Raw genomic sequence first — 19,144 nt, forward strand, 5'->3', positions numbered from 1 at the left:
ACATGAAAGATAATGTGATTCCGGCTTTCCGTCGCGGCTACCGCATGCAGTGGGAAGCGGCGCAGGATAGCCATGTGGTGCTCTATCCTGAAGGCATGGCCAAACTGAACGAGACCGCCGTGGCGATCCTCGAACTGGTGGATGGCAAACAGGATGTGGCGGCAATCGTTGCCACGCTGGATGCGCGTTTCCCGGACGCGGGCGGCGTCGGCGATGACGTCAAAGAGTTCCTGCAATCAGCCATCGAACAAAAATGGATACAGTGTCGTGAACCCGAGTAAAAGCGTGACGCCACCGCTGTGGCTGCTGGCAGAACTGACCTATCGTTGCCCGCTGCAGTGTCCGTATTGCTCCAATCCGCTGGATTTTTCCCAGCAGGAGAAAGAGCTGACCACCGAACAGTGGATTGAGGTGTTTCGTCAGGCGCGCGCCATGGGCAGCGTGCAGCTCGGTTTTTCCGGCGGCGAACCGCTGACGCGCAAAGACCTGCCGGAGCTTATCCGCGCCGCGCGCGATCTCGGTTTCTACACCAACCTGATCACCTCCGGCATCGGCCTGACGGCGAAAAAACTCGATGCCTTTGCCGACGCCGGGCTCGATCATATCCAGATCAGCTTCCAGGCCAGCGATGAAACGCTGAACGCCGCGCTGGCCGGGTCGCAAAAGGCATTCCAGCAGAAACTGGAGATGGCGAAAGCGGTGAAAGCGCACGGCTATCCGATGGTGCTGAACTTCGTGCTGCATCGCCATAACATCGACCAGATCGACAAGATCATCGATCTCTGTATCGAACTGGAAGCCGACGATGTCGAGCTGGCGACCTGTCAGTTCTACGGCTGGGCGCAGCTCAATCGCGAAGGATTACTGCCGACGCGCGAGCAGATCGCCAACGCCGAAGCGGTGGTGGCCGATTATCGTCAGCGCATGAGCGCCAGCGGCAATCTCACCAATCTGCTGTTCGTCACGCCGGATTATTACGAAGAGCGGCCGAAACCCTGCATGGGCGGTTGGGGATCGATCTTCCTTAGCGTCACGCCTGACGGCACCGCGTTGCCGTGCCACAGCGCGCGTCAGCTGCCGGTTGAGTTCCCGTCGGTGCTGGAACGCACGCTGGACGATATCTGGTACAACTCGTTTGGTTTTAACCGCTATCGCGGCTTTGACTGGATGCCGGAACCCTGTCGCTCCTGCGATGAGAAAGAGAAAGACTTTGGCGGCTGTCGCTGTCAGGCCTTTATGCTGACCGGCGATGCCGATAACACCGATCCGGTGTGCAGCAAATCGCCGCATCACGGCAAGATTCTCGAAGCACGGCGTGAAGCTAACTGCAGCGACATCAAAATCCAGCAGCTGCAGTTCCGCAATCGCAGCAACTCCGAACTGATCTTTAAGCAGCGCGTCACCTGATGCACGCGCGCCAGCTCACGCTTGCCAACGGCCTGCGCTGCCATCTTTATCATCAGCCTGACGCGCGTGAGGCGGCGGCGCTGGTGCGCGTGCAGGCCGGCAGTCTGGATGAGGCGGATCGCTGGCCGGGTTTGGCACATCTGCTGGAACATCTGCTGTTTTGCGGCAGCGAAGCTTTTCACGGCGACGATCGCCTGATGCCGTGGCTGCAGCAGCAGGGCGGCCAGGTGAATGCCACCACGCAGTTGAGCCGCAGCGCCTATTTCTTTCAGCTCCCAGCACCGTCGCTGTCGGCAGGCGTGCAGCGGCTGTGCGATATGTTGACGGCACCGTTGCTGACGGCGCAGGCTATTCAGCAGGAAGCGGCGGTAATTGAGGCTGAGTATCAACTGCTGCAAAACCATGCCGACACGCTGAGTGAAGTCGCCGTGCTGGATAAGTTGCAAGGACGTTTTCAGCGCTTTCGCGTCGGCAGTCGACAGGCTTTCGGTGACAATGTCACGGCGTTGCAATCCGCACTACGCGATTTTCATCGCCGCTTCTATCGCACTGAAAATATGCAGCTTTGGCTGCAAGGCCCGCAATCACTGGATGAGCTCGAACAGCTGGCGGCACGCTTCGGCGGCAGTTTGCTGGCGGGTGGAGAACGCGCTGCGGCTGTTAAACCTGCGCTGCTGCCCGGGGATCGTTTGCTGCAATTAGGCGGTGAAGAAAATTTCTGGCTGACGATGTTGGTCGCGGGCGATGAGCAGACTGTGCGTGACAATGTCACCTTACTTAACCTGTTCTGGCAAGACGAAGCGCCTGGCAGCTTGCTGGCGCAATTGCGCATTGAGGCGTTATGCGAAACCTTTGACGCGCAATGGTTATGGCAAGATCAGCAGCAAGCGTTACTGGCGCTGCGCTTTAGCGCCAGGCGCATTTCCCCGGCGCAGGCGCAACAGATTGAGCAACGCGTTTGGCAGCATCTGGCTGCGTTAACTGAATGTAATGTGATTCAGCTGCAGCACTACGCACAACTCGCGCAGCAGGATTTCGTGACCTTGTCGCCGCTCGAACAGTTGCGCGGCCGGGCATTAGGATTCGCGCCAGGCTGCGCGCTGCCAGATAACTTCACGGATTTTGTCGCAGCGTTGCCAGATTGTTCGCGCACGCGTCTGCTCACGCAGCAAAAGATTGACGGCGCACCGCATCAGACGCAGGGCTTTACCCTGCAACTGGCCGAATGGCTACCGCTGTCGCTGGCTGCAACCCAACCTGCAGCGTTTCACTTCTATCCCGCCTCCGTCGACATTCAGCTCCCTCGTCTCCCGCCCGTGGCGCAGCCGTTGCCGCTGATTGCACCGGTAAAACAGGTTGAAACGCTGCTGCTGCGTCCGGCGTTTTATCAGACCTTGAGTGATGAAGAAGCGCAGGCGCGGCAGCGACAGTTGCGCCCGTTGCTGGCGGAATTGCGCCACGCGGGTGGCAACGGCAGCTGGCAACAGACGCAGGCAAGCTGGCAGCTGCTGCTCAATCTGCCCGCATCCGCCGATCGCGCGTTGTTAAGCGTGCATCAGGCATTACAGGCGCTGAACACGCCGGTGCTGGTGCAACATGTAGCGAAAACCCATTCGATCGTGATTCGTCAACTGCTTGCCGCTTTGCCCACTTGCCTGCTCAAGCCATTACCTTCGCCGCAATGGCTGGCGGCATGGTGCGGCACCCATACCGCGTTAAGCCAGCGCGTGGCACATCTGCTCAGAGATTTTACGCCGGATCTGGCGCGCTACACGCCGCCCGCACGACTGCAACGCGGCATCGTGCCCATCGCCTGCGACGGGCGCGATCAGGCGCTGCTGCTGTTTATGCCGTTACCGCAGGCCGACGATGCCAGCCTGGCCGCTTTACGCGTGCTGGCGCTGATGCTGGAAACGCGCTTCTTCCAGCGACTGCGCGTGGATCAGCAAATTGGTTATGTGGTGTCGGCGCGCTATCAGCGGGTGGCGGATGTGGATGGCTTAATGCTGGCGCTGCAATCACCGGATATCTCCTGGCGCGCGCTGCTGGGTCACTGCAAACGCTTTATGCGAGAGATGGTTGCCGAGATCGCGGCAATCTCGCCGCAAAAGCTGGCGGCATGGCAGGCAAGCCTAATGACGCAGTGCGCAAGCAAAGACAATGGCGAGGCCGCTCTCGAAACCCTGCGCCAGCGGCACGGCCTGGCCACTCTCAATCGCGCTGCCATTCAGGCACTGACGCTGCCGCAGCTCGAGCAACTGCACCATCGTCTGCTGCGCGAACGGCATCGCTGGTTGATTTTGGTTAATCAAAGCTGAAAGGCGATTGTTTTGCCGTTTGGCAGTGTCACGTCGATACGCAGTTCGCCGCCCAATGCCGCGACGTAACGTTTGAGTGTGGACAGGCGCGGATCGTTGCCTGGATTTTCCATTTTTGCCAGCGTGGGCTGCGAGACGCCGATAGTGCGAGCCAGTTCGGTTTGCGAGAGGTTGAGCTCTTCGCGTAACTGGCTCAAGGCAATCTCCTGGCGCAATATTTCGACTTTCTTAGCGATGCGCTGCTGGCTTTCAGGTGATTGTTTTGCCAGTAATTCTTTTAAAGTAGCCATCTTATCCCTCCATCTGCGCCAAATGCTTGCGGTATTCCACTTCAGCGAGGCGAATCATCGTTCGGTAAAATTGTTTTTGGTTAGAACCGGTTTTATTTCCAGCGCATAACACGATAGCGCGTCGCACCGGATCAAAAGCGAAAAAGGCTCTGATGGGCTCACCGGCGTGCTGAATGCGCAGCTCTTTCAAATTTGGGAATTCGCCTCCCTTTAATGTATCGACAAAGGGGCGGCCGAGTTGTGGTCCCATCTCTCCTAAAATCGTCATCGCCGCCAACACGTCTTCACGAAGTGCTTCACGCTGCGCCAGAAACCACTGGTCAAAGACATCCGTTGTTAATATTTGCCACATAATGCCATCCCATAGCTTATTTGCTATGGATTAGGCTATAGCTTTTAGGCTATGAAATCAACCAGAGAAATGATTAAGTAAAGTAACTTTCGCGCATAAATACTATTTCAACCGAAGCGTATGCGAAATCATTCGTCATTAAGTAGGGTCGCCATAAATGCGCTAATGCCGATCAGTTAAGCACCGTATCAAATCACCGCACCTTCCGTAGCGGCGCGATTTATCGCGCAATGAATTGCGCCGCTACGATTTGTGCGCGTAGTAATTTGTGTTTTTATCTCTTAACTGACGAGCATTACGCCATAAATACGCACCCTACGTGCGATGTTACATCTCCCGCCAAAACTTCTTCTTACTGGTTTTGCCAATCCCCGGATTACAGCTGTTGGTGGGATCGAGCTGTTTCCAGTGCGCGACATGTTCGCACGATGCCTGATAAAGATGTCCGACATTGTGCTCGGCGGGATATTTCGCGCCGCGCTGTTCCAGATATCGCTTCACCTCTTCCTTAAACACTTTCGCGTCGTAGCCGGGTTTCAGCACGTAATCCTGATGATTGACGAAGCAGAAAAAGTGCCCGCAGCACGAATCAACCTGCACCTGCGCCGCCAGATGATCCGGCAGCGTCAAACGCCATGCATCGTCATTACGGCGCAGCGCCACGTCAAACGCCACCAGTCGCTCGTTGGGGTTGTAACCCAGCGCGTCGCAGTAGGAAATGGTGCAGCCGCCCACGCCGAAACGCACTAAAAATGCATCCGCCGCTTCACGCGCATTGCAATGGAAAAAGCCGCCTTGCTGCTCAGCAAAGAACTGCTGCAACAAGCGCTGTAATTCGGCGGTTTGCGGCGACTCCACTTTGATCATCAGATGATGTTGATACTCGCTGCGGTAATCCATGATGCGCGGCGCGATAAAGCTCGGCGTCAATTGGTTGAAGAATTGCAGCACCCGATCAACAAAATTGCGCGGCAGGAATTTCAGGTGGCTGACGCGCACATCCCATTTGGCTTTGTTGGCCATCATCTGCGGAATAGCCTGCGGGCCCAGCTTGCGGATCGCCAGATACATATGCTTGGCGTAGCGCACGGTTAAATCGAAGGCGTTGCGATGGATATATTCCGCCTGCAGCGGCAGTTCGCTCATCTTGGTTAACAGGAAACGACGCAGTGCCACCAGCACGTTCTCATCGTTGGTGCCGATGTAAAAGGTATCGCTGCCGGCGCTGGCTTCGAAGGTGGGCAAGCGCACGGCGAACACCACCACTTTACCGGCGCTGCCCGAGCTGTCGTGCAGGTAGCGCAGATCGCCATTGAATCGCGCCGGAGAATCCGCAGCCACATCTCGCAGGCGGTCGGCATAATCATCGGCCCAGATTTTTCCCTGCCAGTCGGCTTGCTCGCCGGTTTGATACTGCTGCTGCGTCAGGTTCTCCAGCATCACTTCTGGCGTGTCGCCCAACTCGATGCCGAGATGATTAACCATCTCTAAGCGACCATCCGCATGAATACGCGCGAACAAGGATTTTTCGGTAAACGCGGGGCCGCGCCGAATCAGCGAGCCACCGGAGTTATTACAGATCCCGCCGACCACCGACGCGCCGATGCAGGACGATCCAATCACCGAGTGCGGCTCACGACCCAGCGGCTGTAAGGTGTGCTCCAGTTCGGTCAAGGTGGTGCCGGGGAAGGCGATCACCTGACGCGCCTGATCGATCACCTGCACGCCTTTGAGCTGGCGGGTGCTGATGATCACGATATCGCGATCGTAATCATCGCCGTCGGGCGTTGAGCCGCCGGTGACGCCGGTATTTGACGCCTGCATCAACACAATGACATCGTGCGCCACGCACACCTGCAGTGTTTGCCACAGCTGCAACAGGGTTTGCGGTAATGCCACCGCCAGCGCGTCGCCGCGTCCGACGCGGAATCCCTTTATGTACCAGGCTTTATCATCCGCATGGGTTAATAGCTGTTTGTCACCTACCACCGCTGCCAACTTACGCAACATATCCTTCTGCATGCTCATTTTTCTCTTCTTTATTCTTTATCTGCCACGGTATTGGACAAGCGCAGCTGCATTGAGTCAATCCTTCACTGGCCCTGACGCGTAAATAACGCACGGAATCATTATCCCTTTATCTTTTACGGAATAATCGTGAGGAACCGATAAAAATGCGCGGGAAATCACAAAATAGATCGAAAGAAAAACCGCGAAGAGAGCGTTTATTTGGGCTGCCGATTTTACTGCGCAAAATAAATATAACCCTATGATTTCATTTGGCATTATCATTTTAATGTGAAAAGCCTCATGTGATATATATCACAAAAATAAGCCTTTAATGGTCGCTGTCAATGATCTCATCCGGAGAATTGATGGCAAAAGTGTGACATTCGTTGCAAATAACAATGCGGTTAATCGGAAGAATGAATTCCAGACGCACAGCATAAAGGATGATGACAATGAGAATTGGCATGGTGATCAGCGGTGGCGATGTCACCGGGATTAATAACTTTGTGTATCAAATATCGCGCTTAACTCAAGCGGAAATGGTGTTATTTAATGGTGGCATTCCAGGCTTGCTGGATAACAATCATCAGGAAATATCCCAACGTGATTTAGTGGATTACGCCATCGCCGCTATTCCGGTGATGCAATCGGGACGAACCAGCAGGAAACTAATTCGTCCGGAATATGAGATGATCGCCAAACACCTTAAATCGCTGCGCATCGATGTATTAATTATGGCGGGTGGAGATGGTTCATTACAATTCCTGCATACGCTGAGCGAATTTGGCGTCAACTGTTTTGGCGTTGGCATGACCATCGATAACGATGTCTTTGGCAGTGATTACAGCATCGGTTTCTCCACCGCCTGTGAGCAGGTGTTAAAAGAGGTGGCGAAATTACGTAATACCGGCCGCGCCTTAACCGGTCGTGTATTTATGGTGGAGCTACTGGGCGGTTATTGCGGTGAATTAACCTTGCAGTCAGCGATTAAATCCAATGCGGATTTCGCGCTGATCCCGGAATGCCAGATTGCACCGCAGGAGCTGGCGGAACGCATCACCCAGCGGCTGGCGGCGCAGAACAGCGTGATAATTTTGTGCTCGGAAGGCTACACCCGTGAATATTCACCGGGCTTTCAGGGCGCTATCGATACCTTAATTAAACAAATTGAACCGTTAATTGGTGTGCGTATTCGTAAAACGATTATCGGTTATGGCCTGCGTAATGGCGATCCTACCTGTGAAGAGATTTATCAGGGCACCATTATGGCCAGTGAAGTCGCGCGTTGTATTCAGTCGGGAATGCGCAATAAAGCGGTGATTATTAATGGCAGTAATCGACCGATTCCGATTGATTTAATAAGCATGAAAAAACGCCTGGTCGATACTGAAGGGCATCATTATAAACTCGCTAAACAACTGCAAATTCTGTGAGGAAATAGCCATGCTGAAAATATTATGTGTCTGTGGATGTGGTTTGGGTTCAAGCTTTGCGATTGAGATGAGCGCCAAGTCAGTATTAAAGAAACTCGAAATTGATGCTGATATCGATCACACCACCATTTCTGAAGCAAACGCCTTTAAATCCGACATGATTTTAACCCAGAAAGCCTTTGCTGATGTGTTAAATGCCGATGCCAGCCCGGAACAGATCAAGCGGGTGATTATTCTCAACAAGCTGACCGACAAAGCGGAAATTGAAGAGAAAATCGTGGCGTTTATGAAAGAACGTAACTTAAAGGTTGCTAATCATGAATAGTGTGATCGACTTCCTGGTAAAAGACTTATTGGGGCAGGCATCGATACTGATCGCCTTTATTGCCCTGATTGGTCTGCTACTGCAAAAAAAATCGGCGGGCAAGGTGGTGGAAGGCACCTTTAAAACCCTGCTCGGTTTCTTAATTATGATGGCCGGTATCAACATTATTGTCGGTACGCTGACCTTCCTGAACACCATTTTCACCCACGGTTTTGGCATGCAGGGTTATATCACCGACGTTGCCGCCATTGCCGGGTTAGCAAACCGCGAGCTGGGTTCAGAAGTGGCGCTGACGCTGTTGGTGATCTTTATCGTCAACATCATCATTGCGCGTCTGACACCGTTCAAATACATCTTCCTTACCGGTCAGGCGCTGCTGTGGATGGCGACGATTGGTGCGGTGATTGGCTACAAAGCGGGGCTGACAGGTTTACCTCTGATCCTTACCGGCGGCATTTTTGGCGGCATTATGGCGGTGGTGATGCCCGCGCTGGCCCAACCAGTGGTGCGCCGCATCACCGATTCCGACGACGTGGCGCTCGGGCACTTCTGCACCATCGGCTATCTGCTGACGGCGGCGGTGGCGAAGGTGGTGGGCAAAGGTTCGCGCTCCACCGAAGATCTCAAACTGCCCGACAACTTTAAATTCCTGCAGGACACCTATTTGTCGATGGCGGTGGTGATGGTGCCGATGTACCTGATCCCTGCGGTCGCCGCCGGTCCGGAATTTATCGGCCAGTACAGCAACGGCATGAACTACCTGATGTACGCCTTTATGCAGTCGATTCAGTTCGTGTGCGGTGTGTTCGTGCTGTATAGCGGCGTACGTCTGTTGCTGAACGAACTGGTGCCGGCTTTCCGTGGTATCGCCATGCGTCTGGTGCCGGATGCGAAACCGGCGCTCGACTGCCCGGTGATGTTCCCGTACGCCCCGAACGCGGTGATCGTCGGCTTCCTCGCCACCACGCTGGGTTCGGTGGTTGGTATGCTGGTGTTCCCGATGTTTGGTCTGGCGATGATTCTGCCAGGATTGCTGACTAACTTCTTTGCCGGTGGCACCGCAGGCGTGTTCGGTAATGCGCTCGGTGGGCGTCGCGGCGCAATGATCGGCGGTTTCGTGCACGGTCTGTTCATTACCTTCCTGCCGGCGATTCTGGTGCCGATGCTGGAAAGTTACGGTTTTACCGGCGTTACCTTCAGTGATTCGGATGTCATCAGTACCGGCCTGGTGCTTGGCCATGCATTCCAGAATAACTGGCTGTTCGTCGCGCTGTTTATTGCCTTTATTACTCTCATCGCCTGGTTTGTTAACGGAAAATCCACGAAGTCTAAATCCCATGAGGAAAAGCTCCATGAAACTTTATAACTTTACCGATCTGTTACAGGTGGCTAAAGAACGTGATTTTAAAGCGCTTGGTTCCTTTAATTTGCACTGTCTGGAAATGCTGCCGGCCTTTTTTAGCGCGGCAGAGAAAACCAATAGTCCTTTAATGATTCAGATCTCAACCGGAACAGCGAAATACCTCGGACATAAATTATTGGTGGATGCCATTCGTTCACTGTCAGAAAGCCGTAACGTGCCAACCTGTTTGCACCTCGATCACTGTTCGGATTTAGACGCTATCCAAACCGCGCTGGATGCAGGCTTCAGTTCAATTATGTATGACGGCTCACATTTGCCGATTGAAGAGAACATCGCTAATACGCGCCGTGTTATTGATATGGCGCGCCCGCTGGCGGTTTCGGTCGAAGCGGAGCTGGGCGCAATTGGCGGTTCGGAAGATGGCAAAGTGGTGGCGATGAGCGAAACCGCGTTCACCACGGTGGATGACGCCAAACGCTTCGTGGAAGAAACCGGCGTCGATATGCTGGCGATCTCCATCGGCACGGTGCACGGCTTGTACACCGGCAAAGCGCATATTCAGCATCAGCGCCTGGCGGATATCACTGACGCCACCCACACGCCGCTGGTGCTGCACGGAGGTACGGGTGTTAGCGATGAAGATATGCGTCTTGCGGTGCGCAGCGGCATTGAGAAGGTCAACGTCGGCACCGAGATGAATGTGCAGTGGGTCGCAAACTGCAAGCAAACGTTTGAAAAGGGCAAGGTCAACGACAGCGTGCGTAATTTCCTTGTGCCGGCCAACGATGCCGTGACCAATGTGCTGGTAGAAAAGATTCAGCTGTTCCGCTAATTCCGACTCACTCATGACGTAATAACCTGAGGTGCCCGGCGCCATTCGGGGCAGGAGACGCTATGTTTGGATTCTTGAAAAAGGGCTCCAATAATAAGAGCCAGGATTCACAGGAAATAGATCTTCAGGCTGAAACCATCAGCGGGAAAATAAGCGAACTGGAACAACAGTTGGCGAATAACCCGCAGGCGACAGACACGCAAAAACAATTAATGCTGGAATATAATCGTGCATTAAATATCTTTGCCAAAAGTCGACAGTATCGTCAGGAAATTGATCCGCTGTTTGTCAAAATCGATGAACTGCGCAACACCATTCGCAAATCATTTTAAGGAGGCAGTATGAGTATTAAACAGCTGCTGCAGGAGGCAAGTGCGATTCAGGTGGGGATCAGCGCCAGGGATTGGCGCGAGGTGATCGCGCTGGCGGCACAACCGCTGGTCAGCGGGGGTTACATCAAAGCCAGCTATCCGGAAGCGGTGATTGCTAACACGCTGGAACACGGTGCCTATTATGTGTTTGAGGAGGGTATCGCTATTCCCCATGCGCGGCCGGAAACCGGCGTGCTGAAAGATTGTTTCAGCATGATTGTGTTGGATGAGCCGATCTCATTCGACGGCAGCGACAAAGCCGACATCGTGATTATGTTCGGTGCGCGTGACAGCAACGCCCACATTGAAGAGGGCATCCGCGCGATTGTCACGCTGCTGGAGGATGAGGAGACGCTGGTGCGCTTGCGCAACGCCAGCAGTGCGGCGGAGGTGATAGAAATCCTATGACAACCGACACTGAAGAGAAGATGGTGGTGCTGGTGAACGGCATTCCGGCTTCCGGCAAAAGCACTCTGACGCGCGCGTTGGCTGAGCAGTTCGGTTTTCCGGTGCTGACGCTGGATAGTCTGAAAGAGCCGTTTATGGCCAACTTTGCGCCGGTGGATCGCCTGCGCAATCGCCAGTTAGGCTGTGCGGCGTATCAGGCGATCTGGCAAGTGGTGGCGCAAGCGCCGACGCGTTGCATCTATGTCATCGATGCCTGGTTTGGCTTCCAGCCGAAAGAGGTGTTGCAGCAGGGATTGCAGCAGGCGGGCGTGACGCGGGTGCTGGAGCTGTGGCTGGCGATCACGCCGGATGAGGCGGTGGCGCGTTATCAGGCACGTTTAACCGATCGCATGCCGGGACATCCGGGCGCGGAGTATCTGCCTGAACTGCGCAAGTTAGCGGAAACCGCCCAGCCGATGGCGCTGGGTCCGGTGTTGCAGCTTAACGCACGCAATCCGGACCAGGCGGCAGCCTGCGCCTGGTTGCAGCGCCAACTGCGGCTGCCGATCAGCGCTCAACCGGCTTTATCGGCATCGGGTTGAAAAACGCGTGCGCTGAGAAAGTCGATCAGCGCACGTACTTTTGGCGACGGATATTTACTGGCGGGCCACAACAAATGGAATACATTACGGTGGCAGGCGAAGTCGCTCAATACTTCACGCAGCGTGCCTTGTGCCAGTGCCTCACGAATAGAGAAATCCGGCAGCATGGCGATGCCTAAGCCACGCATCGCAAAGCAGACGCGGGTTTCAATGTTGTTACAAATCATGGTAGTGGGTAGCGTCAGTTCCTGTTCATCTTCGTAGCCGCGCAGCACCCAGCGCTCAAGCTTGCCCGTGGTGTTGAAGCGATAGTGCAAACAAGCGTGCTGAGTCAACGCTTCAGGCGTTTTGGGTTCACCATGCCGGGCCAGATAGTCCGGCGATGCGACTGCCACAGAGTAGGCATAGCCCAGTTTACGCGCCGACAGCCGTGAATCCGTTGGCGGACCGCCGCGCATCACTGCGTCATACCCTTCGGCAATCACATCTACCACGCGATCGCTGAAATCCAGGTCGAGCTGAATCTCCGGATATGCCCGCATAAAATCGCCTAATACCGGCAAGATCAGCGAACCTACAATCGGCAGACTCAGTTTCAAACGCCCACTTGGCCGCCCAGCGGCCTGTGACAATTCGCTTTCGGCAGCCTCAATCTCCGCCAAAATGCGGCGACTGCGCTGCAGGAAAAGGGAGCCTTCGGCGGTAAGCGTGATGCTACGTGTGCTGCGGTGAAACAGCCTGACACCGAGTTTCTCCTCCAGCCGCGCCACACTTTTCCCCACCGCAGAAGCAGAGATCCCCAAATGACGCCCGGCAGCAACAAAGCTGCGGGTTTCAGCGACCTGCACGAACACTACAAACCCGTTCAGACTGTCCATATGATTCCGCCATTGCGGACAATATTGTCCGTTAAGTCGAGAAATATACCCCGCTTTTTCCGTAATTGAGAAGTGGCTACTGTGATGTCATTCATGATTGAGGAGAGAAAAGCATGCAGGGTTTACTTCAGACGGTGATGCAGCAGGCGCTGGACCAGCAGCGTTTGGTCGGGGTCGAGGTGATGGTCGCGCAGCGCGGTGAGATAATTTATCACCAGGCGGCGGGATGGGCCGATCGGGAAAATCAGCGTCCGATGGCGAAAGGGGAGCGTTTCCGTCTCGCGTCGGTGAGCAAACTGATCGTCTCCACCGCCGCAATGGTGCTGGTGGCGCAAGGCGAGCTGCAGCTGGATGAAGATGTGCAGCGCTGGCTGCCCGGCTTTAAGCCGACGCTGGCAGACGGCAGTGCGGCAACCATTAGCTTGCGTCAGTTGCTAAGTCACTGCGCCGGGCTTGGCTATCGTTTTCTGGAGGAGAGTGACGACGGTCCGTATGCGCGAGCGGGCGTGTCGGATGGCATGGACAGATCTGATTTGACGCTGGCGGAAAATGTGCAGCGTATCGGTTCGGTGCCTTTGCTGTTTGCGCCAGGTTCAGCATGGTGTTATTCGCTGGCGATTGACGTGGTGGGTGCGCTGATTGAAAAGGTGCAGCAACAGCCACTGGATCAGTCGGTGCGGGCGCTGGTCACTGGGCCGCTGGCGATGGGCGCCACGGACTTTTTCTTATCGCCAGAACAGAACGTAGCCACCGCGTATGTGAACGATTATCCGCAGCCTCATGCGCTACGCGAAGGCGAATGTGTTGCACCGTTCGAAGGCACCGTCGGCATCCGCTTTAATCCCTCACGCGTTTATGATCGCCAGGCATTTCCTTCCGGTGGCGCGGGAATGGTCGGAACCACCAGCGATGTGATGCGCCTGCTGGAAACCCTGCGCACGGGCGGCGGCACACTGCTGCCGTCGGCCTGGGTGGCGGAGATGGCGCGCGATCAAATTGGTGCACATGAGATTCCAGATTCACCGGGCGTCGGTTTTGGTCTTGGCTTCTCAGTATTGCGCGACCCTGTTCTCGCCGCTTCGCCAGAATCGATCGGTACCTGGCGTTGGGGCGGCGCATACGGGCACGCGTGGTTTGTCGATCCGCTTAAGCAGTTGAGCGTCGTCGCCTTGAGCAACACGCTGTATGAAGGCATGTCAGGCGCGTTTGTTAATGATCTGCGTGACGCGGTGTATCAGGGTTTGTGGGAGGAACAATGAGAGAGCGCTTACCGTTGATTCCGTTGCTGGCGCTAAGCCTGGCGGCGTTTGTCACCATTGTTACCGAAGCGCTTCCCGCCGGATTATTGACGCCGATGGCACAGGATTTTGCCATTTCAGCCGCGGCGGCTGGGCAGAGCATCACTGCCTATGCGGTGGGCTCCTTTCTGGCCGCCATCCCGCTGATGACGCTATTGCAAGGGATGCGCCGCCGCCGTTTATTGTTGTTTACGCTGGCCGGTTTTACCGTGGCGAATCTGGTGACGGCCTTTGCCCGTGATTACACCTTGCTGCTGGTGGCGCGCGCGATTGCCGGTGCAGCCGCAGGCGTACTCTGGGCACTGCTGGCGGGCTACGCGGCAGCGATGGCACCTGCGCAGCAAAAGGGCAAAGCCATTGCCATTGCAATGGCCGGCACGCCGCTGGCGCTCTCCATCGGCGTGCCGCTTGGGACTTTCGTCGGGAATGCCATCGGCTGGCGCGAGAGTTTTATGGCGCTCAGTGCGTTGTCACTGCTGTTGATGCTGGTGCTGCGTCTGACCGCACCGGAGCAGCCGGGACCATCGGCGCAGCAACGTAGGCCACTGCGTGCGGTGTTGCGTTTACCCGGCGTGCGCAGCGTATTGTTACTGGTGCTGGGCATCGTGCTGGCGCACAACATTCTATACACCTATATCTCACCTTTCCTGCAACCTGCGGGCTTGATGGCGCGAACTGATGCGATACTGCTGCTGTTTGGCTTCTGCTCGCTGGTCAGCATCGTTATCACCGGTATATTCGTCGACCGATTTTTACAGCCGCTCACGCTAATCAGCATCGGCCTTTTCATGGTGGCTGCGTTATTGCTGCAACTGAATGCGGCGAGCGTGCCGCTGGTGTGGCTGGCGGTGGCATTGTGGGGATTGGCGTTTGGTGGGGCGGCGACGCTGTTGCAAACCGCCATGGTGAATCGCGCCGGTGCCGCGACCGATGTCGCGCAATCGATGCTGGTCACGGTGTGGAATCTGGCGATGGCTGGCGGCGGCATGCTCGGTGGCGTGTTACTGCAAAATCTCGGAATCGGCAGTTTTGCCCCGGTGTTATTGCTGTTGTTGTTCATGGCGTTGGGCATTGCCTGGTGGTCAGGTCAGCGCGGGGTGCAGGCCAGCGTTAATCCTTTGTCGTGATAATAACCGCATGATTTGTCAATGCATATCCGGCGGCATCAACCAGGCTTTTGTGAATATGCTCACAGAGGAAAGCTAAATGAATATTGATTTACACGGAAAAACAGCCTTAGTCACCGCATCAACTGGCGGCATCGGTTTTGCCATTGCACAAGGTCTGGCGGCCAGCGGGGCGGAAGTGGTGCTGAACGGCCGCAGCGAAGCATCGGTGAGTCGTGCGCGGGAGAAGCTTAACGGCGTAGTGGCGGGTGCCAAAATTCACACCTTTATCGCCGATCTCGGCAGTGCGCAGGGCGTTAAGCAACTGCTCAACGGCTTGCCGCCGATCGATATTCTGGTGAATAACGCCGGGATTTACGGTCCGCAGGATTTCTATCAGGTGGATGACGAAACCTGGGATGCCTATTGGCAAACTAACGTGATGTCTGGCGTGCGTCTGTCGCGGGCTTTATTGCCGGAGATGGTGAAGCGTGGTTGGGGCCGCGTGGTGTTTATCTCCTCTGAATCAGCCTTGAACATTCCCGCCGATATGCTGCATTACGGCGTGAGCAAAACGGCGCAGCTGTCGCTGGCGCGCGGTCTGGCGAAAGTGGTGGCGGGCAGCGGCGTGACGGTGAACAGCGTGTTGCCAGGCCCAACGCTCTCTGATGGCTTTGCCGCGATGATGCAAGATGAGGTGAAGCGTACCGGTAAGCCGCTGGAAGAGCTGGCGAAAGAGTTTGTGATGGCGCAGCGGCCAAGTTCGGTGATCCAGCGCGCCGCCACGGTTGAAGAGGTGGCGAATATGGTGGTGTATGTATGCTCCAAACAGGCGTCGGCTACGTCCGGTGCCGCGCTGCGCGTCGATGGCGGCGTGGTGGATGATATTGTTTAGTCGGGTGCGGTGATTGACCAGGTCGCCATGAATGGCGACCCTACGCCATAGGGCGGGTTATTGTGCTAACTCTTCCAGCCTATCTTTAAAGGACGGCACCGCAATCGCGCGGTTATCGGCACGGTAACGATCGGCCGGCGCGGGTGCCGAACTCTGTACCGCAATCAACTGCCACTCATCACCGTTCTTCAACAGCAGCGGCGAACCGCTGTCGCCCGGCAAGGTATCGCACTGATGCGACAACACTGCACGCTGCGCCCAACCGGTCACTAAACAATCACTGTGCGAATAGAGCGTATCCAGATGATCGGCCGGATATCCAGCTTGCGTCACTTTACGTTGCGTGGTTTTCAACGCGGCGGTTAAATCGCTACGCGAACCCTCAAACAGTGGAATCGGCACAATCCCGGATGGCGGATTATGCAAAATAACCAGCCCATAATCGTAGGGTGCGGCTCCCGGCGGCACGATCCAGCCTTCGCCGTCTGCCTGCAACCGGCGCGCTAAAGAGGGTTCAACGCGCGCATCAATATCATGAATCTCGTAGCGCCAGCCTTTCGCGCTGGCCATAAAACGCAGCGCCACCGGCTTATCAAACTTGCCGGGCGGAGCCAATAAACAGTGTCCAGCGGTCAACGCCAGATGAGCAGAAATCAGGGTGGCAGTGCAGAGGTTACCGCTTTCGGTCTCTAACTGACCGATGGCATCCCAGGGCGCGGCGCTCACGTCGCTAATCGCCTGGCGGTGATCTTTGCCAAAGAACAACGTTTTGATGTCTTCCGGGCTTGGCCCATCTTCATCATCGGCATGTGCTGTGTGGTTAAAACTGAAAAGACCAACGAGTAACAGGATAGCCAGGCGCATAGTTCTCTCAATGGCGAGAATAAGTAGAAGTTGTTGTCATCACGCTTGAGCGATAACTATAGTCGGTGAGCGGTGAAAAAGGGAGAAATATTGGAGTAATCAGCACGCTACAACGACTAGATAAAAAAGCTGGCTGCAACTATGCCACAGAGGATCATCACAATCAGAATAATTTCGAAGCGATAGCGACGCACCATTTTTCGCTACTCCAGTAAATAAACACCCGGCATAACCGGGTGTTTTCAATCATCAATACGGTGTTGGCGCTAAAGGCGATCTTATTTAGCTGCTTTTTTCACTTTGTGATGCTTTTTAGCAGCCTGAGCTTTCTGCGCAGCTGGTTTAGTTACTTTTTTGTGGTGCTTTTTAGCAGCCTGAGCTTTCTGTGCAGCTGGCTTGGTTGCTTTGTGGTGCTTTTTAGCAGCCTGGGCTTTCTGTGCAGCTGGCTTGGTTGCTTTGTGATGCTTTTTAGCAGCCTGGGCTTTCTGTGCAGCTGGCTTGGTTGCTTTTTTGTGATGCTTTTTAGCGGCCTGAGCTTTCTGTGCAGCTGGCGCTTTCTTCTCTACTTTCTTGTGTTTCTTAGCAGCCTGCGCTTTCTGAGCAGCGGGTTTCTTATGATGTACTGCTTTGTGTTTCGCTGGCGCTGCAGTAGTGGCTGGCGTTGCAGGAGCAGCTGTAGTCTCAGCAGCGAAAGCAACAGAAGACATACCCATAGCAGCGGCGATCACCAGTGCAAATAATTTTTTCATTGCAAAATCCTCGAACTATTTTTTCATGTGTAGCCCACTGCGGGGCCGGTGAAAACACTATATGAAAAACAATTCAGGCTTTCCGTGAGGCATTGGTATCGGCGTGTAACGGATTGTACAAAGCGGCGTAAAGGAAGTGAAAAGGGCGGCCGCATCGGCCGCCGCGCAGTTTACTCAGACAGATAACGTTGTTCAAGGTGCTGACGGAAATAGTGCGGATTCAGCGCTTCACCAGTGGCATTGATCAGCAACTGCTGCGTCGGGAAACGGCTACCGTGCTGCCAGATGTTCTGCTGTAACCAGTCGAACACCGGCTGCAACTCACCTTGCTGGATCAGCGTCTCAACCTGTGGAATCGCACGTTTCACCGCCTGGAATAGCTGGGCTGCGTACATCGCGCCCAAGGTGTAGGTTGGGAAATAGCCAAACGCGCCGTCAGTCCAGTGAATATCCTGCATGCAGCCATCGCGATAATTACCGCGTGTATCAATGCCCAACGATTGCTGCATCTTCTCGTCCCACAGCGCCGGGATATCATCAACCTCAATCTCGCCCTCAATCAGCGCGCGCTCGATCTCGTAACGTAAAATCACGTGTGCCGGATAGCTTAACTCATCGGCATCGACGCGAATAAAGCCCGGCTTCACGCGCTGCGTCTGACGGATAAAGTTGTTTAACTCCAGCGCAGGCTGATCGCCCATTAGCGCTACCACCTGCGGATGAATATGCTGCAGGAAGGCTTTACTGCGCCCCAGCTGCATCTCCATAAACAGGCTTTGCGACTCATGAATTGCGGTAGAACGCGCCTGCGCCACCGGCTGACCGCGCCACTGTTTTGGCAGATTCTGCTCGTAACGCGCATGACCGGTTTCATGGATCACGCCCATCATGGCGCTGAGGAAGTCGTTCTCGTTGTAACGCGTAGTAATGCGCACATCTTCCGGCACGCCGCCACAGAACGGGTGCGCACTCACATCTAAACGGCCGTGATTGAAATCGAAGCCCAGCGTTTTCATCACGCTCAGGCCGAGCTGTTTCTGCGATTCGATAGCGAACGGCCCCACCGGCTGCGCGATCGGGGTTTGCTGCTGCTTCGCCACGGCTTTTTGTAGCAGGTCGGGCAGCCAGCTTTTCAAATCGCCAAAGGTTTGATCCAGCTGCGCGCTGGTCATGCCCGGTTCAAACACATCCAGCAGCGCGTCGTAGCGCGATACGCCGAGCGCATCAGCACGCAGTTGCGCCTCTTGACGACTCAGCTTAACCACTTCTTTCAGATTGGCTGAGAAACCTTGCCAGTCGTTCGCCGGACGCTGTTGACGCCAGGCGTGTTCACAGCGCGAACCGGCCAGCGACTTGGCTTCCACCAGTGACGCAGGCAGCAGCGTCGCTTGTTGCCAGGCGCGCTGCATCTCGCTCAGGTTAACTTGCTCGACATCATTCAGCGATTCCTGCTGTGCGGCATCAAACAGCCCGCCGAGGCGTTTATCGGTTAGCACTTCGTGCATGAACACGCTCAGTTCGGCCATCGCTTCACCGCGTGCCTGGCTGCCGCCCGGCGGCATAGTGGTTTGCATATCGACACCGGCAATAGCGCCTAAATGGCCAAAGCGGGAGAGACGCTGAAAAGTGCGGCTAAGTTCTTGATAAGCTGAAGTCACGTAAAA

Annotated in this window: 20 protein-coding genes; 13 read left to right on the top strand and 7 right to left on the bottom strand. The window is 55.3% G+C overall.

Features of this window, described 5'->3' with window-relative positions:
* The first annotated feature begins 2 nt into the window (after positions 1-2).
* Genes pqqD through pqqF form a run of 3 tightly spaced genes read left to right on the top strand, consistent with a single transcriptional unit; the run spans position 3 to position 3,725 of the window.
* Entirely contained in the window at positions 3-281 is a 279-nt protein-coding gene (gene pqqD, locus HX773_RS13320) for a pyrroloquinoline quinone biosynthesis peptide chaperone PqqD (RefSeq protein ID WP_061720121.1), read from the top strand.
* Positions 268-1,407: a pyrroloquinoline quinone biosynthesis protein PqqE gene (pqqE, locus tag HX773_RS13325; RefSeq protein WP_176971894.1), complete on the top strand. Its 1,140-nt coding sequence runs from the start codon at positions 268-270 to the stop codon at positions 1,405-1,407. The genes pqqD and pqqE overlap by 14 nt, the downstream gene beginning before the upstream one ends.
* Complete coding sequence (pqqF, locus tag HX773_RS13330; protein ID WP_176971895.1) at positions 1,407-3,725, top strand: pyrroloquinoline quinone biosynthesis protein PqqF; 2,319 nt, start codon at positions 1,407-1,409, stop codon at positions 3,723-3,725. Before pqqE ends, pqqF begins: the two co-directional genes overlap by 1 nt.
* Here the strand turns inward: pqqF and HX773_RS13335 are convergent.
* The 3 genes from HX773_RS13335 to dld all read right to left on the bottom strand — a co-directional run bounded on the left by HX773_RS13335 (position 3,716) and on the right by dld (position 6,395).
* Positions 3,716-4,015, bottom strand: coding sequence for a helix-turn-helix domain-containing protein (locus HX773_RS13335; protein ID WP_176971896.1), 300 nt, complete (start codon positions 4,013-4,015; stop codon positions 3,716-3,718). The genes pqqF and HX773_RS13335 overlap by 10 nt on opposite strands.
* 1 nt (position 4,016) lies before the next feature.
* Positions 4,017-4,367 (bottom strand): type II toxin-antitoxin system RelE/ParE family toxin, encoded by a 351-nt coding sequence (locus HX773_RS13340; protein WP_176971897.1) that lies wholly within the window; start codon positions 4,365-4,367, stop codon positions 4,017-4,019.
* Between the two features lie 327 nt (positions 4,368-4,694).
* Positions 4,695-6,395, bottom strand: coding sequence for a D-lactate dehydrogenase (dld, locus tag HX773_RS13345; RefSeq protein WP_176971898.1), 1,701 nt, complete (start codon positions 6,393-6,395; stop codon positions 4,695-4,697).
* A gap of 434 nt (positions 6,396-6,829) precedes the next feature.
* Between dld and HX773_RS13350 the strand changes: the two genes are divergently transcribed.
* The 7 genes from HX773_RS13350 (at position 6,830) to HX773_RS13380 (ending at position 11,690) form a co-directional block, all read left to right on the top strand.
* On the top strand, positions 6,830-7,810 hold the full coding sequence (locus HX773_RS13350) for a 6-phosphofructokinase (RefSeq protein WP_176971899.1): 981 nt from the start codon (positions 6,830-6,832) through the stop codon (positions 7,808-7,810).
* Positions 7,811-7,820: 10 nt separating this feature from the next.
* Positions 7,821-8,135 carry a PTS sugar transporter subunit IIB gene (locus HX773_RS13355; RefSeq protein ID WP_008110086.1) on the top strand — a complete coding sequence of 105 codons (315 nt, stop codon included), beginning with the start codon at positions 7,821-7,823 and terminating at the stop codon, positions 8,133-8,135.
* Positions 8,128-9,501: a PTS sugar transporter subunit IIC gene (locus HX773_RS13360; protein ID WP_008110085.1), complete on the top strand. Its 1,374-nt coding sequence runs from the start codon at positions 8,128-8,130 to the stop codon at positions 9,499-9,501. Before HX773_RS13355 ends, HX773_RS13360 begins: the two co-directional genes overlap by 8 nt.
* Positions 9,488-10,330, top strand: a complete 843-nt coding sequence (locus HX773_RS13365; protein WP_176971900.1) for a class II fructose-bisphosphate aldolase — start codon at positions 9,488-9,490, stop codon at positions 10,328-10,330. The genes HX773_RS13360 and HX773_RS13365 overlap by 14 nt, the downstream gene beginning before the upstream one ends.
* Positions 10,331-10,392: 62 nt before the next feature.
* A complete protein-coding gene (locus HX773_RS13370) occupies positions 10,393-10,662 on the top strand; it encodes a hypothetical protein (RefSeq protein ID WP_176971901.1) in 270 nt (89 codons plus the stop codon).
* A 9-nt stretch (positions 10,663-10,671) separates the two neighbouring features.
* Entirely contained in the window at positions 10,672-11,109 is a 438-nt protein-coding gene (locus tag HX773_RS13375) for a PTS sugar transporter subunit IIA (protein WP_176971902.1), read from the top strand.
* The gene (locus HX773_RS13380; protein ID WP_176971903.1) at positions 11,106-11,690 is read left to right on the top strand and encodes an AAA family ATPase; all 585 of its coding nucleotides are present in this window, start codon (positions 11,106-11,108) and stop codon (positions 11,688-11,690) included. The genes HX773_RS13375 and HX773_RS13380 overlap by 4 nt, the downstream gene beginning before the upstream one ends.
* Here the strand turns inward: HX773_RS13380 and HX773_RS13385 are convergent.
* Complete coding sequence (locus HX773_RS13385) at positions 11,663-12,568, bottom strand: LysR family transcriptional regulator (RefSeq protein ID WP_176971904.1); 906 nt, start codon at positions 12,566-12,568, stop codon at positions 11,663-11,665. The genes HX773_RS13380 and HX773_RS13385 overlap by 28 nt on opposite strands.
* Before the next feature lie 113 nt (positions 12,569-12,681).
* On the opposite strand from HX773_RS13385, the gene HX773_RS13390 reads away from it, so the two are divergent.
* The 3 genes from HX773_RS13390 to HX773_RS13400 all read left to right on the top strand — a co-directional run bounded on the left by HX773_RS13390 (position 12,682) and on the right by HX773_RS13400 (position 15,867).
* Complete coding sequence (locus tag HX773_RS13390; RefSeq protein WP_176971905.1) at positions 12,682-13,827, top strand: serine hydrolase; 1,146 nt, start codon at positions 12,682-12,684, stop codon at positions 13,825-13,827.
* Entirely contained in the window at positions 13,824-14,993 is a 1,170-nt protein-coding gene (locus tag HX773_RS13395) for an MFS transporter (protein ID WP_176971906.1), read from the top strand. The genes HX773_RS13390 and HX773_RS13395 overlap by 4 nt, the downstream gene beginning before the upstream one ends.
* Before the next feature lie 79 nt (positions 14,994-15,072).
* Positions 15,073-15,867: an SDR family NAD(P)-dependent oxidoreductase gene (locus HX773_RS13400; protein WP_176971907.1), complete on the top strand. Its 795-nt coding sequence runs from the start codon at positions 15,073-15,075 to the stop codon at positions 15,865-15,867.
* Positions 15,868-15,924: 57 nt separating this feature from the next.
* Here HX773_RS13400 and HX773_RS13405 read toward each other — a convergent pair whose 3' ends face one another.
* From HX773_RS13405 to HX773_RS13415, 3 genes are all read right to left on the bottom strand, one after another.
* Positions 15,925-16,731, bottom strand: a complete 807-nt coding sequence (locus HX773_RS13405; RefSeq protein ID WP_176971908.1) for a serine protease — start codon at positions 16,729-16,731, stop codon at positions 15,925-15,927.
* Between the two features lie 278 nt (positions 16,732-17,009).
* Positions 17,010-17,480 carry an acid resistance repetitive basic protein Asr gene (asr, locus tag HX773_RS13410; RefSeq protein ID WP_176971909.1) on the bottom strand — a complete coding sequence of 157 codons (471 nt, stop codon included), beginning with the start codon at positions 17,478-17,480 and terminating at the stop codon, positions 17,010-17,012.
* A gap of 170 nt (positions 17,481-17,650) precedes the next feature.
* Positions 17,651-19,138: a carboxypeptidase M32 gene (locus HX773_RS13415; RefSeq protein ID WP_176971910.1), complete on the bottom strand. Its 1,488-nt coding sequence runs from the start codon at positions 19,136-19,138 to the stop codon at positions 17,651-17,653.
* Positions 19,139-19,144: the final 6 nt, after the last annotated feature.

Origin of the sequence: Pantoea sp. B9002, from assembly GCF_013385945.1 — a bacterium.
Lineage (GTDB): Bacteria > Pseudomonadota > Gammaproteobacteria > Enterobacterales > Enterobacteriaceae > Pantoea.

Bases quoted from the DNA above. Each gene is read 5' to 3' on its own strand.
- pqqD (WP_061720121.1), top strand. From the start codon at position 3: ATGAAAGATAATGTGATTCCGGCTTTCCGTCGCGGCTACCGCATGCAG.
- pqqF (WP_176971895.1), top strand. From the start codon at position 1,407: ATGCACGCGCGCCAGCTCACGCTTGCCAACGGCCTGCGCTGCCATCTT.
- HX773_RS13335 (WP_176971896.1), bottom strand. From the start codon at position 4,015: ATGGCTACTTTAAAAGAATTACTGGCAAAACAATCACCTGAAAGCCAG.
- HX773_RS13340 (WP_176971897.1), bottom strand. From the start codon at position 4,367: ATGTGGCAAATATTAACAACGGATGTCTTTGACCAGTGGTTTCTGGCG.
- dld (WP_176971898.1), bottom strand. From the start codon at position 6,395: ATGAGCATGCAGAAGGATATGTTGCGTAAGTTGGCAGCGGTGGTAGGT.
- HX773_RS13350 (WP_176971899.1), top strand. From the start codon at position 6,830: ATGAGAATTGGCATGGTGATCAGCGGTGGCGATGTCACCGGGATTAAT.
- HX773_RS13355 (WP_008110086.1), top strand. From the start codon at position 7,821: ATGCTGAAAATATTATGTGTCTGTGGATGTGGTTTGGGTTCAAGCTTT.
- HX773_RS13360 (WP_008110085.1), top strand. From the start codon at position 8,128: ATGAATAGTGTGATCGACTTCCTGGTAAAAGACTTATTGGGGCAGGCA.
- HX773_RS13365 (WP_176971900.1), top strand. From the start codon at position 9,488: ATGAAACTTTATAACTTTACCGATCTGTTACAGGTGGCTAAAGAACGT.
- HX773_RS13370 (WP_176971901.1), top strand. From the start codon at position 10,393: ATGTTTGGATTCTTGAAAAAGGGCTCCAATAATAAGAGCCAGGATTCA.
- HX773_RS13375 (WP_176971902.1), top strand. From the start codon at position 10,672: ATGAGTATTAAACAGCTGCTGCAGGAGGCAAGTGCGATTCAGGTGGGG.
- HX773_RS13380 (WP_176971903.1), top strand. From the start codon at position 11,106: ATGACAACCGACACTGAAGAGAAGATGGTGGTGCTGGTGAACGGCATT.
- HX773_RS13385 (WP_176971904.1), bottom strand. From the start codon at position 12,568: ATGGACAGTCTGAACGGGTTTGTAGTGTTCGTGCAGGTCGCTGAAACC.
- HX773_RS13390 (WP_176971905.1), top strand. From the start codon at position 12,682: ATGCAGGGTTTACTTCAGACGGTGATGCAGCAGGCGCTGGACCAGCAG.
- HX773_RS13395 (WP_176971906.1), top strand. From the start codon at position 13,824: ATGAGAGAGCGCTTACCGTTGATTCCGTTGCTGGCGCTAAGCCTGGCG.
- HX773_RS13400 (WP_176971907.1), top strand. From the start codon at position 15,073: ATGAATATTGATTTACACGGAAAAACAGCCTTAGTCACCGCATCAACT.
- HX773_RS13405 (WP_176971908.1), bottom strand. From the start codon at position 16,731: ATGCGCCTGGCTATCCTGTTACTCGTTGGTCTTTTCAGTTTTAACCAC.
- asr (WP_176971909.1), bottom strand. From the start codon at position 17,480: ATGAAAAAATTATTTGCACTGGTGATCGCCGCTGCTATGGGTATGTCT.